Here is a 17,782-nt window from a genome sequence, read left to right on the forward strand (position 1 = left end):
GGATGAAGGGCGACGGCGCGAGCGAAGCGAGCGCCGGAGGGCTTTGGCGGAGCGGGTGCGGTAGGCGGTGCGGAGGCGGAGCGGGTGCGGTAGGCGGTGCGGAGGCGGAGCGGGTGCGGTAGGCGGTGCGGAGGCGGAGCGGGTGCGGTAGGCGGTGCGGAGGCGGAGCGGGTGCGGGAGAGAAGTGGTTGTACCGCGAGTGAGCCAAAGGCGAACGAGCGGGCCGAGGAACCCCTGAGCGACTGAAAGGAGCGAGGGGGTGACGACGGCTTTTGATCCACATTTTGCCAGGGAGCGAACGAAGTGAGCGACCGCAGCAAAAGGTGGGGATGCGAAAGGTGGGGTTCTAGTCACTCGCGGGCCGGTCGGCGCGCGAGGGCGGCGGGACCTCGTCGCGACCGGCGGGGGTCGGCAGCACGCACCGGGGCGGCTCCTCGTTGACGTGGTGGTACTGCGCCGGCGTGTTGGCGAGCGGGTGGGCGGGGTTCTCGGCGCTCCGGATACGGGCGACACGGCACTCGCCGAAGCCTCGGAGGCGGGCGCGGATGCCGCGCCAGTGGTGGCGCGAGCGCTCGGGGATCGAGAGCGAGCGGGTCGAGTGACAGCCACCGCGGGTCGCGAGCAGCGCCCGGTTGGCGTTCGCCGCGAGGTCGTCGTGGTCGACGAGCACCCCGACCCGGGCGTCGCCGGGGGCCCTGGCGGCGAGCACGTCGAGCCCGAGGTGGAGCGCGCGGTACTCGGCGACGTTGTTGTCGGGTGCGGTGTCGGGTACCGCGAGGCGGGCGACGCGGTCGCCGCTCCGGGTCTCGATCACCACGCCGAGCCCGCCGGTCCCATCCGAGAGGCGATAGGAGCCGTCGGTGGCGACGTAGAACTCCCGGCGATGCGTCCGCGGTGGGTGGGCGATGTGCGGGGTGGGCGAGTCATCGAAGAGGTCCCGAAGCGCCGGCCGGCCGTATGCGGCCATGCCAACGCTTGTCTCCCCCGGAACTTAAATCGTGCGGCGAGGGTCGTTTCCGGATCCCGATCGGTTGTTGGGGGCCCCACGTCGGCAGAGGGGATCAGGACACCCAAGTTTTCGCGCCACGGACGGTCGGACGGTACTCGATACAGTCAATGAGATTTCGAAACGCCACCCTGTTCGTGGCACTGTCGATAGCGTGGGGGTCCGCGTTCACGGCGATCAAGGCGGGGTTGGAGTTCTTCCCGCCGGTGCTCTTCGCCGCCGTTCGCTACGACCTGGCCGGCGTCCTGATGATGGCCTACGTCCTCCTGACGACGGACCACTGGCTCCCGAGGGACCGCGAGGAGTGGTTGGTGGTCGGCATCGACGGCTTACTGTTGATAGCCGCCTACCACGCCTTCCTGTTCGTCGGCGAGCAAGGGACGACCAGCGGTGCGTCGGCCATCGTCGTCAGCCTCTCACCGATACTGACCACCGTCTTCGCCAGGGCGTTCCTCCCCCACGAACGGCTCACCACCGTGGGGACCATCGGTCTCGTGCTTGGGTTCGTCGGCGTCGGCATCCTGAGCGACCCCGACCCGGGAAACCTCCTCGGGACGAGGACGGTCTCGCTCGGCTTCGTGTTCGTCGCGGCAGTGGCGTTCGCCCTGGGGAGCGTCCTCACCCAGCGGCTCGACACCGAGATGCCGGCCAGGACGATGGAGGGCTGGTCGATGGTCATCGGTGCCGGGCTGTTGCACGCGGCGAGCGCCGGCATCGGGGAATCGGTCGCCAGCGTCGACCTGACCCTCGAAGCTATCGGCGCGTTGGTCTTCCTCTCGGTCGTCTCCAGCGCCATCGGTTTCCTGATATACTTCGACCTGCTGAAGCGGCTCGGCTCGATAGAGATCAACCTGGTGTCCTATGCGGCCCCGGTCGTCGCCACGGCCACGGGATTCGTCTTCCTCTCCGAGACGCCGACCGCGCTCACGGTCGTCGGTTTCGGGTTCGTCTTCGGCGGGTTCGTGCTCCTGAAACGACGGACGATCCGGAACCAGATCGTTCGAAATCGGTCGTACGCGGACTGAGGGCTTCGAACCGCCGGAGGTCGTCGTACCCGTTCGGGCACGTCGAGTTGGTCGCCGCTATCGATAGGACGACCCTCTGAGATGTCCATCGCGGGGGCACCGACGACGATGGACGTCGTTCGACCGCTCACTCCGAGAACGCTTCGCGGAGCGCCGCGCGGTCCTCGGGGTCGAGGTCGGTCGCGAGGTCGGCGGTGAACGGGCTCTCGGCGAGCGTGGCGAACGCGCGCTCGGTCTTCTCCCGGATGCGCTCGACGGCCGCCTCGACCGTCTCGATCGAGGCGTCGCGCTCGTCGGCGATCGCCACCGGGTCGGTGCCCGCCGCGAGGGCGGCCGCGACCGCGCGCTCCTCGTGGCTGAGGATCGACTGGGTGGGGTCCTCGGTCATGCCCGATCCGGGAGGGCACGCGGTAAATGAGTGACTACCCGGGGACGATCAGCCGAGGGCTGCGACGGCGACCGTGTGGGGGCCGTGGTCGCCGTCGAGTTCGACCGACTCGACCACCCGGTCGGCGAGCGCCGCGCGCCACGCGTCCACCGCCGCGGTGTGGCGCTCGTGGTGGCGTTCGACGGTGTACTCGACCTCGGGGTCGTCCCGGAGGCGCTCCTCAGTCGCGTCGGGAGTCGGGTGGGGTGGAGCATCGACGAGACGTCCCGGGTCGATGTGGAGCGGTGTGAGGCTTCCCGCGTACTCTCCCTCGTGCTCGACGTGGATCCGCGCGCGCATCCGGGGGGTGAACGGCGGCGTCACCCGGAGCACCGTCCGCGGGCCGGCCGTGTGGTTGGCCTCGACCGCCGTCACGATGTCGTCCGTGTGGACCGCGATCGAGCGGATCGTGCGATAGTCGCCGTCGTCCGGCATTCCCGGCGGTACGCGGTCCGCGTTCCTAAACCATCCGGGCGAGGCCGCGAGGGTTTCAGAACGCTTTTGCTCGCGCCGAATCTTCTCGAAGGATATGGATCGACGAGGCTATCTCGCGCGGGTCGGGGCCGTGAGCATCGGCGGGTTCGCGCTGCTGGCGGGCTGTTCGGGGAACGGCGACGGGAGCGATGGAAACGGAAGCGGCAACGGGAGCGACCCGGGCGGCGGAACGCCCGCCGACGAGGAGAGCGGCGAGGACGGGACCGCGGCGAGCGGGGCGGACGGTGAGGACGGGTCGGCCGCGTCCACCTCGACCGCGGCGGAGGAGGAGGGAGAGATACTCACGACCGGTGACGAGGCGCTCGACACCGGGCAGGCTCCACCGAGCGTCACCGCGACCCAGTACGAGAACACCGCCACCGTCCCCGAGGTCGACGGGCTCGAAACCGGGCAAGCACCGAACGCGGGCGGGAACAACTCCAGTAGCTGAGGCGCACCACCGAGAACGGGGTTTTTCGTTGGAGAGCGGGTTACTGTTCGCCTGCACGCGCCGTGTCGATGCGCTCGCGCTGGTCGTCGGAGAGCGAGATCTCGACCGCGCCGACGTTGTCGTCGAGTTGGTCGGTGGTGCGCGCGCCGACGATCGGGACACAGGTGAACTGCTCGCGCTCAATGAGCCAGCGGAGCGCGACCTGGGCCGGCGTGGCGTCGAGCTCGTCGGCGATCGCCCGAACCTCGTCGAGGACGTCCCAGCCGCGGTCGGAGACGTAGTAGTCGTCGAAGAACTCGTCGAAGGTGCCACGGGAGCCGTCGGGCGACTCGACGTCGTGGGTCCCCTCGCCAGCGCGCTCGTACTTCCCGGTGAGGAAGCCGCCCGCGAGCGGCGAGTACGGACAGACGGCCAGGTCCTGGTCGGCACAGACGTCCAGGTACTCGGCGACGTCGTCGTAGTAGGCGGCGTGGAAGAGCGGCTGGGTGACGTCGAACCGTTCGAGGTTTTCCACATCCGACTTCCAGAGCGCCTTCGTGAGCTGCCAGCCCGCCATCGTGCTCGCCCCGAGGTAGTTGACCTTCCCCTTGCGGACGAGGTCGTTGAGGGTGCGAAGCGTCTCCTCGATCGGGGTGTCCTCGTCGAAGCGGTGGATGTAGTAGAGGTCGAGGTAGTCGGTTCCCAACCTATCGAGGGTCCCCTCGATCTGGGTGCGGATGTGCTTGCGACCGAGGCCGCTGCCGTTGGGGTTGTCGGGGTCGAAGCCGAAGAAGACCTTCGAGGCGATGACGTAGTCCTCGCGGTCGCGGCCCTCCAGCCAGTTCCCGATGTACTTCTCGGCCGTGCCGTTCGGGTCGCCGTAGACGTTCGCGGTGTCGATGAAGTTGATGCCGTGGTCGGCGGCGGCGTCGAGGAGCTCGTGGCCCTCCTCCTCGTCGGTTTCGAGCACGTCGCCGGTTCGCTTGCCGAAGCGCCACGTCCCGAAACAGAGTTCTGAAACCGTCAGTCCCGTCGAGCCGAGTGTCGTGTATTCCACATCGGCCGATCGACGGTTGTCCACAAAGCGATTCGGGATGCGGCGGTTCGGACGAGCGCGCCCGACGTCGCCTCAGTCGTCGCACTCGTTCCAGGTCTCCGGGTTCGCGTCGGGCCCGCCGGCGGTGTCGGAGTCGACGAACGCCGCGAGCCGCCGGAGTTCGACCCGGAGTTCCCGCCGGCCCAGCACGGCGAACCCGAGCGCGACCACCGCGAACCCGAGGACGGTCGTCGGGGTGATGGACTCGCCGAGGAGGAGCCAGCCGCCGACCGCCGACACGACGGGCACGACGTAGAACGCGAGGTTCGCCCGGATCGCGCCGACGTCGTCGAGCAGCCCGAAGTAGACGATGTAGGCGATCGCGCCGGAGAACAGACCGACGTAACCGAGCGCGAGGAGCGCCGTGGGCGTCCACTCGATCGCGCTCAGCTGCTCGCCCGCGCCGAACGCGACGAGGTGACAGAGGAGCGCCCCGACCGGCACACCCCACGCCGTCCGGGCGATGCTCGTGTAGTCGGCGTCGGCCCACCGGATCAACACGCTCCCGAGCGCGGCACACACCGCCCCGCCGAACAGGACGAGGTACCCGGCGAGACCGCTGTCGAGCAGGGTCGCCGGGTCGATACCCACGACGAGCGCGACGCCGACGAACGCGACCGCCATCCCGACCGCGCCGTACTCCGGCAGCGACTCGTCGGAGAGGAGGAGGGCGGCGAAGATCGGGGTCAGCACGGGGTTGAGGCTGAAGACGATCGAGGCCACCGCGCTCGTGGCGTACTGCTGGCCGACGAACAGACACGCGTTCGCCAGCCCGATCGCGAACACGCCGGCCGCGAGCGACCCCAGAACGTCGTTCCTGGTTCGTGGGATCCACTCGGACCGGTCGTGGGTCAGCACCACGAACCCGAGCAGGAGGACCGTGGCGATGTCGAACCGAAACGAGACGAACAGCAGCGGCGGGATGTAGGCGATGCCGGCCTTCGCCGCGACGAACGTCCCGCCGAACAGCAGGGCCGTCGCGACGAACAGCAGGGGGACCCGGTGGCGCGCCACCCTACCGCTCCCTCCGGTTCGACACGACGGGTCCGTTCATACCGTCGAGACGGCGTTGCGGGTGAAATACCTGTGCAGAAACGCCGACGGACCCTGATCGAATTTCACTGCGCGACGCGTATTCACGGCGTGAATCGACCGCGACGAGGTCCCGCCATCCGGCGATCACACGGCCGATACCGAACAACGGAGCCGGTTCGAAGCGACCCGGTCGAACGCCACATGGGATTTTAGGCAACCCGAAAAACCGAAACGCCTTTACCTCTTTAGGGTTGCCTAAAACCATGAACACGTTCGTCTCCGGATGGTCGGCCCCGGCGGGTTCGAGGGAAGCGGCCGGCCGTCCGGCAGCGCAGGTCGAATCGAGTACGGGGACGACCCGGTCATGAGCTCCCACCCGACGCTCCGCGAGATCCGTGCGCGGCTCGTCTCGCTCGCCAGCGAGGACGGCCGCTACGTCGTCGTCTGCGGGCGCACGGATGCCCGACCGGTGCCGGTTTCGGGGCTTCGGTTCGCCGACCGTGGGACCGCGGCGAGCGCGGTTCGGGTGGCCGAGGCCTACCGCGCTCGTCTCCGTCGGTACGACCCCCGGCTCCCGGTCCACGAGTTCGTCGTCCACGAGACGGCCGCGACCGACCCGCGGGGCCAGCACCGGCGGGTGCCCGTATCGGTCGGCTGTGACGAGCCCTCACCGGCGAGTGACCGCGAAACGGCCGGTATGGCGGGTGACGACCGATGACCGTCGAGACGTACGTCGAGCGCGCACGGGGCCGAGTGGACGACGAGCGAACCGCCACCGAGAACAAACGAGCGGCCTACCGCCGGTTCGTCGCGAGCGTGAAGGAGACGCCGACCGACTCGCCGGTCGGCCGTGGCGGCGGCCCGACCGCGATCGGGTCGGTGGCGGCGGCGAGTTCGACGGGATCGAGCGGCTGCGACCGGGTCCGCGAGCGGTTCGCCGACACCGTGGCCGGCCACCGAACCGTCGATTCGGACCCCGCCGACGGACTCCTCGAAACCGTCGCCGCCGAGCTCTCGGAGGGTATCGCGGTCGCGCTCGCGCCCGCGAACGGTGCCGCGAGCCTCACCGACGGGCTGAAACAGCGTGTGGTCTCGGAGGCGACCACCCGCCAGCACGAACTCCGCGTGATGGCGCGCGCCCTCGAAACCGAGGCCGAATCGCTGGCGGCGGCGGACGAGGCGCTCGGCGACGTCATCGAGTGGCTCGTCGAGGCGAACGAGACGCCGCTCACCGACTGCGACTTCGACGCACTGGCCGAACGGCACGACCGGCTCGCGACCCACCGCGAGCGCTGCCGGACGGTCGCGCGCGACCGGCAGGGGGTGCTTCGGACCACGACGAGCATCGACGCGACGATCGGGCTCGCTCAGCGGGAACTCACCGGCGGCCTCTACGAGGGATTTTCGGTGAACTACCCCGTCCTCTCGACGGCCGTCCGACTCGACGGGCTGTGTGCGGACTGCCAGGACGTCGTGCGCGACCACCTCGTCCGACGCGTTTGACGACCCGACCGGGTCGAGCGCTGCCGAAGTGCTCGATGATGGGGTTTCCACCCATCGTCGTCCGGTCGTGACGGGGTCGATCGACCGGAACCGAACGCGCCGGCTTTACGTCCCGGCCACGGGTTCGCAAACGAATGACGGCGCGCGCTTCAGGGTGGTGGTCGCGACTCGGCGGGTACGACACGCTGGGGCTCGCGGCTGGACTCTGGTTCCTCGCGAAGTTCCTCCGCTACGGGATCTCGGCGCTGTTCCCCCAGTTCCAGACGGCCTTCGGGGTCTCGAACGCCACCCTCGGGGCCGCCTTCTCCGCGATGATGGTACTCTACTCCCTCCTCCAGTTCCCGAGCGGCGCGCTCTCGGACCGGTTGGGAGAGGTCAAGATCATCGCCATCGGGAGCCTCGTGGCCGCGCTCGGGGCGTTCGTGCTCGGGGTCGGGGCTCCGTTCGCGGTCGTGCTCGTCGGGATGGCGCTCGTGGGACTCGGGACCGGGACCCACAAGACCGTCGCCGTCGAGCTGCTCGCGCGTGTCTACCCCGCGCGCGTCGGGCGGTCGCTCGGGATCTTCGACACCGTCGGCGCGCTCGGGGGCGTGGCCGCCCCCGCGGCGGTCGTGCTCGCGACGGGCACCGTGGGCTGGCGGGCCCTGTTCGCCCTCGGCGGGGTCTGCGGCGTCGTGCTCGTCGCAGGCGTCCTCCTCCGGGTGCCGCGTCGTGAGCGAACGGCGTCCGGGGGAGAGCGCTCGCTCGCGATCCGCCCCTACCTCGTGCTCTTTCGCGACCGCCGGCTCGCGGCGTTCGTCGTCGTGACGTTGTGTTTCGGGTTCGCGTACAACGGGCTCGTGGCGTTCCTCCCGCTCTACCTCACCCAGCGCGGCCTCGCGACCGGCACGGCCTCGTTGCTCTACAGCCTCCTCTTCGCCGTCAGCGTGGTCCAGATCCTCACCGGCGGGCTCTCGGACCGGCTCGGCCGGCTCCCGCTCGCCGCGGTCGTGCTGAGCGTGGCGACCGCCGGACTGGTGGGGCTCATCGGCCTCGGCGGTCTCGTGGGTCTCGGCGCGGCCGTCGTCGTGCTCGGGCTCGGGGGCCACGGCTTCCGACCGATCCGCGCGGCACACCTCTCGACGACCATCCCCGAGGAGATCGCCGGCGGCGGGTTGGGCCTCGTGCGAACCCTCCTGATGGGCGTCGGGGCGGTCGCACCCGCGGTGGTCGGGGTCATCGCCGACGTCTCGGATTTCAGGGTCGCGTTCTCGCTGCTCGCGGTCTCGATGGCCGCCGGCGCGGTCGTCGCGGTCGGGCTCGCCGTCACCGAGCAGTAGCGTCCCAACGTCACAGAATCCACGAACAAAACTCCATGGAGGTTTATCGGTGAGCGAAAACGGTTCGACGGGACCCACCGAACCGAGCGGGCATGGTTCCAGAGGAAGGCGAGATCCGGTCGTACGAACGGATGTTCACCGAGGAGGACATCGAACGATTCGCCGAGCTCTCGGGTGACAGCGGGCGACAGCACGTCGAACGCGACGCGGAAGGGCGGCTCATGGCACAGGGACTGCTCACCGCGACGCTGCCGACCAAGATCGGTGGGGAGATGAACTACGTCGCGCGAACCCTCGACTTCGAGTTCCTCCAGCCAGTCTATGCCGGTGACACTATCACCTGCGAGACGGAGATGACGCGCGTCTCCGAGGAAGAACATCGAACCCTGCTAGCCTCCGAGTTCGTGTGCACGAACGAAGATGGTACGGAAGTCCTCAGAGGCGAATCGGATGGACAGATCCCGAAATAGGCATATCATCCCCTTTGACCGGATGGTAGCCTGTGGAATTTCGCGGTTTCGCGCACAAGCGCAGCATCCGTGGTCGGGGGCTTCGGCGGTGCTGTGCGGTGGCGGTTAGTGGTTGCGGGGGCGGTTAGTGGTTGTACCGCGAGCGAACGGAGTGAGCGGGCCAAGGAACCCCCGAGCGGAGCGAGGGGGTGACGCAGGCTTTTGATCCACATTTTGCCAGCGAAGGAGCGAAGCGACTGAGCGCAGCAAAAGGTGGGGACTGAATGGGCCGGCGCGAATTCGAATCGCGGTTACGGCCACCCGAAGGCCGAAGGATACCAAGCTACCCCACCGGCCCGCAGTCGGGTTGATGGCCACGACGGTGTTAACCCTTCCGTTCTATCCGGTGGCGGTGAGATAGACCGCGACGACGGCGAGCGCGATGCCGGCACCCTTCTGGAGGGTGAACGACTCGCTGAGGAAGAGGATCGAGAGCAGCGAACTGCCCACCAGAAACATCCCGAAGATGGGGGTGACGACGCTCACCGGGCCCGCAGCGAGCGCGCGGTAGTAGGCGAGGATGCCGACCGCGAGGAAGACCCCCGCGGCCACCATGTAGATCCCGGTTCGACCCGTGAGATAGGTGAGGAACTGGTCGCCCTCGTAGAGGCTCACCGCGACCGCCGCGAACAGGAGGATGCCGTTGGCGACCACCGCGACCACGCTGGAGGGCGCGTTCCGGATCGCGAGCGAGGCGAGCGGGGTGAAGATGCTGTAGCCGACGAGCGCGAACAGCGCCCAGCCGAGGTAGTTCATCTCGATATCACGAACTCCAGTCATCTGTGTTCATCCGGTCGTGGATTCGGGTTCGTACCGCCTGAACCCCTCGGTATCGAGCCAGTTGTGCGCCACCGGTATCGCGTGGTTCGCGTGGAGGCGCTCGGGGCCGAGGGTCACTCGCGCCGCGGCCCGCGCTTCGAGGAGGTCGGCCTCACCCGCGGTGAAGTCCCGGTGGTCCGAGAGCACGAACACCGGGTCCGCGGGTGGGTCGACCTCCCCCACCGGGTTGCCGTCCTCGTGGAGTTCGATCACGGTGCCGTCGACCTCGTCGAGCACGTCCTCGAACCCGAACCGGACTATCGACACCCCCGGCGAACTCTCGGCCGCCATGTGGCCGATCGCACCGTTCTTCGCGTCGAGCGCCCCACGAACCAGCGCCGCCGTCGAGCGCTCGTCGGGGTTGAGGTTCCGCACCTCGCTCCCCTCGAAGCGCACCGTGAACTCGTCCTGCAAGACGAGCCAGACGCGGACGTCCTCGCGGATGCCGTGCGAGAGACACAGCGCCGCGGTCACGCACCGACAGAGCACGTCGAGGCGGCCCGCCGCACCGGCCAGATCGTCGAGCGAGAAGTCGGGCGAGAGCGGCGCTTCGTGACCCAGAACGACGAACTGGCGCACGGCTACACCACCTGACTCGAAGCGACGCGCCCGCTCACCACGTCAGCCCCTCGTAGGTCATCCCCTCGCGCGGCTCGACGATCCGCCGGCCGTCGACGACTATCTGACTACGCATCGTCTCGAACTCGTCGTCGAGCGCCCCGAACTCGTCCCAATCGGTGAGCACGAGCGCCCCGTGAGCATCGTCGAGCGCCGCCGCGGCCGACGCGACGTACTCCACGTCGGGGAACTTCTCGGCCATCGCGTCGGCGGCCACCGGGTCGTAGGCCACGACGTCCGCACCGCGCTCCAGCAGCCCGTCGATGGCGACCGTCGCGCGCGAGCCACGGATGTCGTCGGTGCCGGGTTTGAACGCGAGCCCGAGCACCGCGATACGGTTCCCGTCGAGGTCGACGTGCTGGGCGAGCAGGTCGAGCATTCTCCTGGGTTGGCCGTCGTTGACCCCGACCACCGCGTCGAGGAGCTGGGGTTCGTAGTCGACCGAGCGCGCCGCCGCCCGGAGCGCGTCGGTGTCCTTCGGGAAACACGAGCCGCCCCAGCCGACGCCGGACCGGAGGAATTTTTCACTGATCCGCTCGTCGAGCCCGATGGCGTCGGCGACCTCGTAGGAGTCCACGTCGAACTCCTTGCAGATGTTTCCGAGCTCGTTGATCAGGCTGATCTTCCCCGCGAGGAAGACGTTGTTGGCGTACTTCACCATCGCCGCCTCGCGCTGGCCGGTCTCGACGACCGGCACGCCGTCGTTGGCCTCCACGAGCGGGTTGTAGAGTTCGTGGAGCGCCCCGAACGCTCGCTCGTCCTCGGCACCGAAGACGAGCTTGTCGGGATGCATGAAGTCCTCGACCGCCGAACCCTGGCTCTGGAACTCGGGGTTGACCGCGACACCGAACCCCTCGCCCGCCGTTTTCCCCGAGGCCTCTTCGAGGACGGGCTCGATCTCCTCCTCGATCATCCCCGGGATGACGGTGGATTTGACCACGACGAGGTGGTAGCCGTCCTTCTCGGCGAGCGCCTTGCCCGTGTCCCGTGTGCCGGCCTTCAGTACTGAAAGATCGATCGAGCCGTCCTCGCGCGAGGGGGTCTGCATCGCGAGGATCGTCACGTCGGTGTCCGTGAGCGCGTCGTGTTCGGTGGTCGCCCGCAGTCGGCCGTCGGCGTGTTCTTCGACGAGTTCGGGCAGGCCCGGTTCGTGGATCGGCGTCTCGCCCGCGTTCACGGTGTCGACGATCTCTTGATCGATGTCGATCGCCACCACGTCGTGTCCGAGGTCCGCGAGACACGCCGCGACGGTGGTTCCCACGTAGCCGCTGCCGACGACGCTGACGTTCATGCCGGGTCGTCGGTGGCTTCCGGCTTGAGGATTCGGGTTCGATAGTTGAGAACCGGGCGAACAGTCATGACGGTTCGGCGTGTGATCGGCGGGCATGGTCGACGCAACCATCGACGTCATCGACCGCGGCGTGCTCGAAACCGACCTCAACTATCTCGTCGAGGGCAACACCCTCGGGAGCCACGACGAACCGAACCCCGACACCGACTACGTCGAGATCCCGGTGCCGAACTTCGTGATCGACCACCCCGAGGCGACCATCCTCTGGGATACGGGCTCGCATCACGACGCGGCGAACGGCCACTGGCCCGAGGGGCTCGTGCAGGCGTTCTATCCGAAGGACGCCCACGAACACCGCCTCGACGACGACCTCGAGGACGCGGGCTACCCGATCGACGAGATAGACTGCGTGTTCCAGAGCCACCTCCACCTCGACCACGCCGGTGGCCTCGAATTCTTCGACGGGACGGATACGCCCATCTTCGTCCACGAGGAGGAGCTGAAGTTCGCCTACTACAGCGCGAAATCCGACGAGGGAAGTGCGGCCTACGTGCTCGGCGACTTCGACCACGACCTCAACTGGGAGGTGATCCACCAGGATCGAGAAACCCACTTCGAGGGCGTCGAGTTCATCCAGCTGGCGGGTCACACGCCGGGGATGACGGGCACGATGGTCGACCTCGAGGACGAGACGGTGGTGTTCGCAGGCGACGAGATCTACCAGTCCGTGAACTACGACGACGAGGTGCCGCTGGGTGCGGGACTGCTCTGGAGCCACCGCCACTGGTTCCGGAGCCTCCAGACCCTGAAGGAGCTCGAACGCAAACACGGGGCGGAGGTCGTCTACGGCCACGACCCCGAGCAGTTCCCCGAGATCGAGGAGGGATGGGGCCAGTGAGCTACGAGCGCTCGGTGTCGGCCCCCGACCACCGCTTCGAACCCGAGACGGTCTGGAACCTCCAGATGCCCGAGATACGGTTCGGCCGGGGAGCCGTCGAGGAACTCGGCTTCCAGTTCCACGACCTCGGGGTCGCGGACGGCGCACACGGGCTCGTCGTCACGGATCGAAATCTCGCCGACCTCGGTCACGCCGACCGGGTTCGCGAACACCTCGAAGACGCGGGCTTCGAGGTCGACGTCTACGACGACTGCGAACGCGAACCCTCCCTGGAGGCGGTCGGCGAGTGCCTCTCGTTCGTCCGCGACGAGCAGGGCGAGGCGGGCTACGACTTCTACGTGGGATTCGGGGGCGGGAGCTGTCTCGACACCGCGAAGGTCACCCGCGCAGTCATCGAAAACGGTGGCGAGCCGCTCGACTACGTCGCCGAGCCCACGGGAAAGGGCAAGGCGCTCACCCAATCGAATATTCCCTTGGTTCTGATGCCGACCACAGCCGGCACCGGGGCCGAAACCTCGCCGGTGGCGATCCTCTCGGTCGAGGAGAAGGAGACGAAGGAAGGGATTTCGAGCAACCACGTTCGGGCCGATGCCGCGGTGCTCGATCCCACCTTCACCACCACGCTCCCGCCGGACATCACGGCGAAGACCGCGATGGACGCGCTCGGCCACGCCATCGAGGGGTACACCACCCACCAGTTCGACGACCTCCTGCGCGCGGACGACCCCGCCTCGCGCCCGACCTACGCGGGCCGAACCCCGATCACCGACCAGTTCTCCGAGGCTGCGATTTCCCTCCTCTCCTCGAACGTCCGGCAGGTGGTGAACAACGGCGACGACATCGAGGCGCGCTCGGCGATGTTGCAAGGGGCCCTGTTCGGCGCGATAGCGGGCCTCACCGCGGGCGCGACGCTGTGTCACGCGATGGCCTACCCGGTCGGGAACCGCTATCACACCTTTCATGGGGAAACCATCGCGGTGCTCACGCCCGCGAGCACGCTCGGCTACAACGCCGCGAGCGACCCCGAGCGGTTCGCGCGTCTCGCGGAGATGCTCGGGGCCGATACGACGGGGATGAGCACGAGCGAGGCCGCCGGGGAGGCCAAGAAGGAGTACATCCGACTCCAGCAGGACCTAAACGTGCTCCCGAGCGGACTCAACGAGCTCGCGGGGATCACCGAGGACGACCTCGACTGGCTCGCCGAACAGACCACCGACACCCAGAAACGACTCCTCCGGACGAATCCCCGGCCCGTGACGACCGAGGACGTCCACGATATCTTCGCGGACGCGCTCTACAACTGGGAGTAGGCGAACCCACGGTCGGCCCACGACGCGGCGAGCGACGATAGCGGCAGATTCTTGAGAGGTGGGGGCGCAGACCGACGCATGCAAGCTGTCGTGCTGGCCGCCGGGAAGGGGACCCGGCTCCGGCCGCTCACCGACGACAAACCGAAGGGGATGGTCGAGGTCGACGGAAAGCCCATCCTCACGCACTGTTTCGAACGCCTCGTCGAGCTCGACGCGAGCGAACTCCTCGTGGTCGTCGGCTACAAGCAGGAGGTCATCATCAGCCACTACGGCGACGAGTTCCAGGGCGTGCCGATCACCTACGCCCACCAGCGCGAACAGGCCGGGCTGGCCCACGCCCTCCTCACGGTGGAGGAGCACATCGACGACGACTTCATGTTGATCCTCGGCGACAACGTCTTCGAGGCCAACCTCGGGGACGTCGTCGAGCGCCAGCGCGCCGACCGCGCCGACGCCGCCTTCCTCGTCGAGGAGGTCCCGATGGAGGAGGCGGGTCGGTACGGCGTCTGTGACGTCACCGAGGACGGCGAGGTCACCGACGTCATCGAGAAACCCGACGACCCGCCGAGCAACCTCGTCCTCACGGGCTTTTACACGTTCACGCCCGCGATCTTCCACGCCTGCCACCTCGTCCAGCCCTCCGCTCGCGGCGAGTACGAGCTCTCGGAGGCCGTCGACCTCCTCCTGCGTTCGGGTCGAACCATCGACGCCATCGAGATGGACGGCTGGCGGATCGACGTCGGCTATCCCGAGGACCGCGACGAGGCCGAACGGCGGCTCCAGAACAAACGCGAATAATCGAACTCGACCCGGAAACGTAGCTATTCCTCTCGAAGCCGGTCACGGACTGTGGCTTCGAGCGAGTGTTCGGTCTCCCAGCCGAGCTCCTCGCGCGCCCGGGTCGTGTCGACCGCGAAGGAGTCGACCATCGTCTCGCCCGCCCGCGGGTTCTCGACGAGTTCGATGTCGACCTCGATGCCGCGTTCCTCCTTTGCGACCCGCGCGACGAGTTCGGCGACCTCGTGGACGCTCGGGTCCTCGTCGCTCGCGAGTTCGTACTTCGTCGCGCCCGTCTCGCCCGCGGCGAGCCCCTCGACCATCCGCTCGGCGCTCTTGACGTAGGCCCGCGCGACGTCCTTGACGTGGAGGTAGTTGCGCGATTGGGTGCCGGGCTCGTAGACGGTGAGCGTCTCGCCCGCGAGCGCGCGGTCGAGGAAGAAGTTCGTCACCGTACCCTTCGAAACCCGCGTTCCGTCCACGGTGTGGTCGCCGTAGAGGTTCGACTTCATGAACAGGTGAGCCGGGAACGCGCCCTCGGCCATCGTCTCGATGGTGCGCTCGGAGAGGAGTTTCGTCCGGCCGTACCAGTTGAGCGGGTGTCGCGGGTGGTCGATCGTGATCGGGAAGTCCTCGGGGTCGCCGATGACGCCCATGCTGTACGGGAAGACGAGGCCGACCTCGTGTTTCCGACAGAACCACGCCACGTTCTCGGTGCCCTGAACGTTGACCTCGAAGGCCAGGTCGGGGTTCGTTGCGCAGTCGTCGACGCCGCTGATCGCCGCGAGGTGAAGCACGATGTCCGCCCCGTCGAGCGCGGCCTCCAGCCGGTCGCGGTCCCGGATGTCGACGTGGTCGATCGCGACCCCCTCGACCGCCCGGAGGTCGCCGACGTAGAAGTTGTCGAGCGCCGTCAGCTCCCAGTCGGGGTGGGCCTCGCGGAGGCGTTTGACCACACAGCTCCCGATGTAGCCCCCCGCGCCGGTGATGGCGATCGTGGGGGGCGTCGCGTCGCTCATGTGGCGAACCTCCCGGCGAGCTCGCGAACGCCCTCGCGGAGGGTGTACTCGGGTTCGAAGCCCGTCTCGGCCACCCGGTCGAAGTTGACGTGGTAGGACGGCCCCGGGTGTTCGTCTTCGAGGTAGGTCACGTCCGGTGTACCGACCTCCTCGCTCACGGCCTCGGCGATCTCCCGGACCCGATAGTTCTCGGCGTTCGCGCCGACGTTGTAGACGGGGTCGGTCCAGTCCTCGGGTCGAAGCACGGCGTCGCGGTAGGCCCGCGCGGCGTCCGCGACGTGGATGAACGGCCGCCAGTTCGAACCATCGCCGTAGACGGTCAGCGGCCGGCCGGTGAGCGCCCGGAAGACGAACGTGTTGACCACGAGGTTGAACCGGATGCCCGGCGCGTCGCCGTAGACGGTGCTGAGACGGAGCGCCGTCCCCGTCATCGACGACTCGGCGGTGACCTCCGCCAGGAGGTCCTCGGCGGCGGCCTTGGTCTCGGCGTAGGGGTTGATCGGGTCCGGGCTGGTCGTCTCGTCGATGTCGGTGCTGGTCGCCCGGCCGTAGATGTTACACGACGAGGCGACCACGACCCGCTCGACCCCGACCTTTCGCGCCGCGGTCAGGACGTTCTCGGTACCGTCGAGGTTGGTCGCGTAGGTCTCCTCGCGCCGGTCGTGGGTGCTGTCCGCACCGGTGATCGCCGCGAGGTGGACGACGCCGTCGACGTCGCGGACCGCGCTCTCGACGGCCCCGTACTCCCGAACGTCGCCCTCGCGGAACTCGACCCCGTCGAGACAGCCCATCAGCGTCCGGGGCGACCCGCTGGAGAGGTCGTCGAGCACCACGACCCGCCCGACCCGCTCGTCGTCGCGGAGCAGCGGCACCAGGGCGCTCCCGATGTAGCCACAGCCGCCGGTGACGAGGACGTCCATCAGGACTCCAGGGCGTCCGGCAGGAAGCGGTCCTCGTGAGCCTCGACGACCTCCTGGCGCTCGACCATCGCGCCGAGCACGTCCCGCATCCCGGCCTCGAAGCCCACCGCGCTCCCGCCGATCAGGTCGTCGTACTTCTCGTACTCGATCTCCATCTGGTGGGTCTCGTCCTCCTCACGCGGGTTCTCGACGTGTTCCACGGTGATGTCGAGGTCGTACTCCGCGCCGACCTCGGCGATGGTCTCGGCGATCTCGACGATGCTGATCGCCCGCGTGGTCTGGTTGTAGACCGTGTGGGAGTCGGGTCGCTCGTCGGGATCGACGAGCGCGAGCCGCGCGAGCCCCTCGACGGCGTCCTCGAGGCTCACGAACGGCTTTCGCTGTTCGCCCTTGCCGTAGACGGTCAGGGGATAGCCCGCGACCGCCTGGGCCGCGAACCGGTGGGCGACGACCCCGAAGTAGTAATCGAAGTCCAACCGAGTACCGAGCCGGTCGTCGGCCCCCGTCTCCTCGGTGCCCGCACCGTAGACGATGGCGGTTCGGACGTCGCTGACCGGGATGTCGAACTGTTTGTGGGTCAGTCGGAGGTTGGCGGCGTCGTGGGACTTCGAGAGGTGATACCAGCTCCCCGCCATCGCCGGGAACGGCACCTCGTCGCGCTCGCCCTCGTTCTCCATCGTCGCACCGCCCTCCGGGATCGGGAACTCCGGCGCGCCGTAGACCCCCGTGGTGGTGGTCTCGATGAAGTGGGTGTCCGAGAGCCCGGCCTCGTGGAGCCCCCAGAGGAGGTTCCGGGTGGCCTGCATGTTGTTGTGCTGGGTGAAGTTCGCGCGCTCGCCGTCGATCTGGGAGTAGGGCGCGGAGGGCTGGGCGGCGGTGTGGACCACGGCGGTCGGTTCGTGGACCGCCAGCAGCTGGTCGACGAACGCCCGGTCCGCGAGGTCGCCCTCGACGAACGAGAGGTTGCGGTAGCCGTGCTCCGCGGCGGCCGCGACCCGCTCCTCGATCGAGGCGACGGCCGTTGTGCTCACCCCGCCGACCGACGCGACCCACTCGCGACGGCCGCCGTTGTCGACACAGATGACGCGCTGATCGGTACGGTCCGCGATCCTGAGGGCGGTCGGCCACCCGACGTAGCCGTCGGCCCCGGTGACGATGATCGACATTGTTACTCGCTATCCGAGTAACTTTCCAGAGCGAGAAAAACGTTCCCCTCACGACGTGGACGGTGCGCCCGACCTCCGCGAGGTCGACGAAGCCGAGACCGACGAAACCGAGGTCGAACGAGAAACTGAACGACTGCCTG

At 68.3% G+C, this 17,782-nt stretch carries 20 protein-coding genes and 1 tRNA gene; 9 read left to right on the top strand and 12 right to left on the bottom strand.

The genetic code is table 11. From position 1 onward, the window contains the following. Window positions 1-346: 346 nt before the first annotated feature. On the bottom strand, window positions 347-967 hold the full coding sequence (locus GT355_RS07115; protein ID WP_160134026.1) for a reverse transcriptase-like protein: 621 nt from the start codon (window positions 965-967) through the stop codon (window positions 347-349). A gap of 149 nt (window positions 968-1,116) precedes the next feature. Here GT355_RS07115 and GT355_RS07120 point away from each other — a divergent pair, with 149 nt between their 5' ends. Continuing rightward, complete coding sequence (locus GT355_RS07120; RefSeq protein WP_160134027.1) at window positions 1,117-2,031, top strand: DMT family transporter; 915 nt, start codon at window positions 1,117-1,119, stop codon at window positions 2,029-2,031. Between the two features lie 127 nt (window positions 2,032-2,158). Here GT355_RS07120 and GT355_RS07125 read toward each other — a convergent pair whose 3' ends face one another. Both GT355_RS07125 and GT355_RS07130 read right to left on the bottom strand, forming a co-directional pair. After that, window positions 2,159-2,419, bottom strand: coding sequence for a hypothetical protein (locus GT355_RS07125; protein WP_160134028.1), 261 nt, complete (start codon window positions 2,417-2,419; stop codon window positions 2,159-2,161). Between the two features lie 48 nt (window positions 2,420-2,467). After that, a complete protein-coding gene (locus tag GT355_RS07130; RefSeq protein WP_160134029.1) occupies window positions 2,468-2,893 on the bottom strand; it encodes a DUF8009 family protein in 426 nt (141 codons plus the stop codon). Between the two features lie 94 nt (window positions 2,894-2,987). On the opposite strand from GT355_RS07130, the gene GT355_RS07135 reads away from it, so the two are divergent. Further along, window positions 2,988-3,383: a hypothetical protein gene (locus tag GT355_RS07135; RefSeq protein WP_120074423.1), complete on the top strand. Its 396-nt coding sequence runs from the start codon at window positions 2,988-2,990 to the stop codon at window positions 3,381-3,383. Window positions 3,384-3,423: 40 nt separating this feature from the next. On the opposite strand, the gene GT355_RS07140 is transcribed toward GT355_RS07135, so the two are convergent. Continuing rightward, window positions 3,424-4,419: an aldo/keto reductase gene (locus tag GT355_RS07140; protein WP_120074471.1), complete on the bottom strand. Its 996-nt coding sequence runs from the start codon at window positions 4,417-4,419 to the stop codon at window positions 3,424-3,426. A gap of 72 nt (window positions 4,420-4,491) precedes the next feature. Continuing rightward, window positions 4,492-5,472, bottom strand: a complete 981-nt coding sequence (locus GT355_RS07145; RefSeq protein WP_120074425.1) for a DMT family transporter — start codon at window positions 5,470-5,472, stop codon at window positions 4,492-4,494. 304 nt (window positions 5,473-5,776) lie between these two features. On the opposite strand from GT355_RS07145, the gene GT355_RS07150 reads away from it, so the two are divergent. The 4 genes from GT355_RS07150 (at window position 5,777) to GT355_RS07165 (ending at window position 8,785) form a co-directional block, all read left to right on the top strand. Then, the gene (locus GT355_RS07150; RefSeq protein ID WP_160134030.1) at window positions 5,777-6,211 is read left to right on the top strand and encodes a DUF7552 domain-containing protein; all 435 of its coding nucleotides are present in this window, start codon (window positions 5,777-5,779) and stop codon (window positions 6,209-6,211) included. Further along, on the top strand, window positions 6,208-6,996 hold the full coding sequence (locus GT355_RS07155; protein WP_160134031.1) for a DUF7260 family protein: 789 nt from the start codon (window positions 6,208-6,210) through the stop codon (window positions 6,994-6,996). Before GT355_RS07150 ends, GT355_RS07155 begins: the two co-directional genes overlap by 4 nt. A 134-nt stretch (window positions 6,997-7,130) precedes the next feature. Beyond that, complete coding sequence (locus GT355_RS07160; protein ID WP_160134032.1) at window positions 7,131-8,315, top strand: MFS transporter; 1,185 nt, start codon at window positions 7,131-7,133, stop codon at window positions 8,313-8,315. A 92-nt stretch (window positions 8,316-8,407) separates the two neighbouring features. After that, the gene (locus tag GT355_RS07165; protein WP_160134033.1) at window positions 8,408-8,785 is read left to right on the top strand and encodes an FAS1-like dehydratase domain-containing protein; all 378 of its coding nucleotides are present in this window, start codon (window positions 8,408-8,410) and stop codon (window positions 8,783-8,785) included. Between the two features lie 264 nt (window positions 8,786-9,049). Here the strand turns inward: GT355_RS07165 and GT355_RS07170 are convergent. The 4 genes from GT355_RS07170 to aglM form a co-directional block, all read right to left on the bottom strand. Continuing rightward, window positions 9,050-9,122 (bottom strand) — tRNA-Pro (locus tag GT355_RS07170). Window positions 9,123-9,163: 41 nt separating this feature from the next. Beyond that, window positions 9,164-9,604, bottom strand: coding sequence for an EamA family transporter (locus GT355_RS07175; RefSeq protein WP_120074433.1), 441 nt, complete (start codon window positions 9,602-9,604; stop codon window positions 9,164-9,166). 6 nt (window positions 9,605-9,610) lie between these two features. Then, window positions 9,611-10,222, bottom strand: a complete 612-nt coding sequence (gene trmY / locus GT355_RS07180) for a tRNA (pseudouridine(54)-N(1))-methyltransferase TrmY (RefSeq protein ID WP_160134034.1) — start codon at window positions 10,220-10,222, stop codon at window positions 9,611-9,613. Window positions 10,223-10,256: 34 nt separating this feature from the next. Next, a complete protein-coding gene (gene aglM / locus GT355_RS07185; RefSeq protein WP_160134035.1) occupies window positions 10,257-11,552 on the bottom strand; it encodes a UDP-glucose 6-dehydrogenase AglM in 1,296 nt (431 codons plus the stop codon). Between the two features lie 94 nt (window positions 11,553-11,646). On the opposite strand from aglM, the gene GT355_RS07190 reads away from it, so the two are divergent. The 3 genes from GT355_RS07190 to aglF all read left to right on the top strand — a co-directional run bounded on the left by GT355_RS07190 (window position 11,647) and on the right by aglF (window position 14,558). Then, entirely contained in the window at window positions 11,647-12,450 is an 804-nt protein-coding gene (locus GT355_RS07190; protein ID WP_160134036.1) for an N-acyl homoserine lactonase family protein, read from the top strand. Beyond that, on the top strand, window positions 12,447-13,760 hold the full coding sequence (locus GT355_RS07195) for a hydroxyacid-oxoacid transhydrogenase (RefSeq protein WP_160134037.1): 1,314 nt from the start codon (window positions 12,447-12,449) through the stop codon (window positions 13,758-13,760). The genes GT355_RS07190 and GT355_RS07195 overlap by 4 nt, the downstream gene beginning before the upstream one ends. A 78-nt stretch (window positions 13,761-13,838) precedes the next feature. Further along, the gene (gene aglF / locus GT355_RS07200; RefSeq protein ID WP_160134038.1) at window positions 13,839-14,558 is read left to right on the top strand and encodes a UTP--glucose-1-phosphate uridylyltransferase AglF; all 720 of its coding nucleotides are present in this window, start codon (window positions 13,839-13,841) and stop codon (window positions 14,556-14,558) included. A gap of 23 nt (window positions 14,559-14,581) precedes the next feature. On the opposite strand, the gene GT355_RS07205 is transcribed toward aglF, so the two are convergent. The 3 genes from GT355_RS07205 to GT355_RS07215 are packed head-to-tail and all read right to left on the bottom strand — an operon-like array spanning window position 14,582 to window position 17,642. Next, the gene (locus GT355_RS07205) at window positions 14,582-15,556 is read right to left on the bottom strand and encodes an NAD-dependent epimerase/dehydratase family protein (RefSeq protein WP_160134039.1); all 975 of its coding nucleotides are present in this window, start codon (window positions 15,554-15,556) and stop codon (window positions 14,582-14,584) included. Then, window positions 15,553-16,476, bottom strand: coding sequence for an NAD-dependent epimerase/dehydratase family protein (locus GT355_RS07210; RefSeq protein WP_160134040.1), 924 nt, complete (start codon window positions 16,474-16,476; stop codon window positions 15,553-15,555). The genes GT355_RS07205 and GT355_RS07210 overlap by 4 nt, the downstream gene beginning before the upstream one ends. Further along, window positions 16,476-17,642 carry an NAD-dependent epimerase/dehydratase family protein gene (locus GT355_RS07215; protein WP_160134041.1) on the bottom strand — a complete coding sequence of 389 codons (1,167 nt, stop codon included), beginning with the start codon at window positions 17,640-17,642 and terminating at the stop codon, window positions 16,476-16,478. The genes GT355_RS07210 and GT355_RS07215 overlap by 1 nt, the downstream gene beginning before the upstream one ends. Window positions 17,643-17,782: the final 140 nt, after the last annotated feature.

The organism is Halococcus salsus (assembly GCF_009900715.1).
Taxonomy (GTDB): domain Archaea; phylum Halobacteriota; class Halobacteria; order Halobacteriales; family Halococcaceae; genus Halococcus; species Halococcus salsus.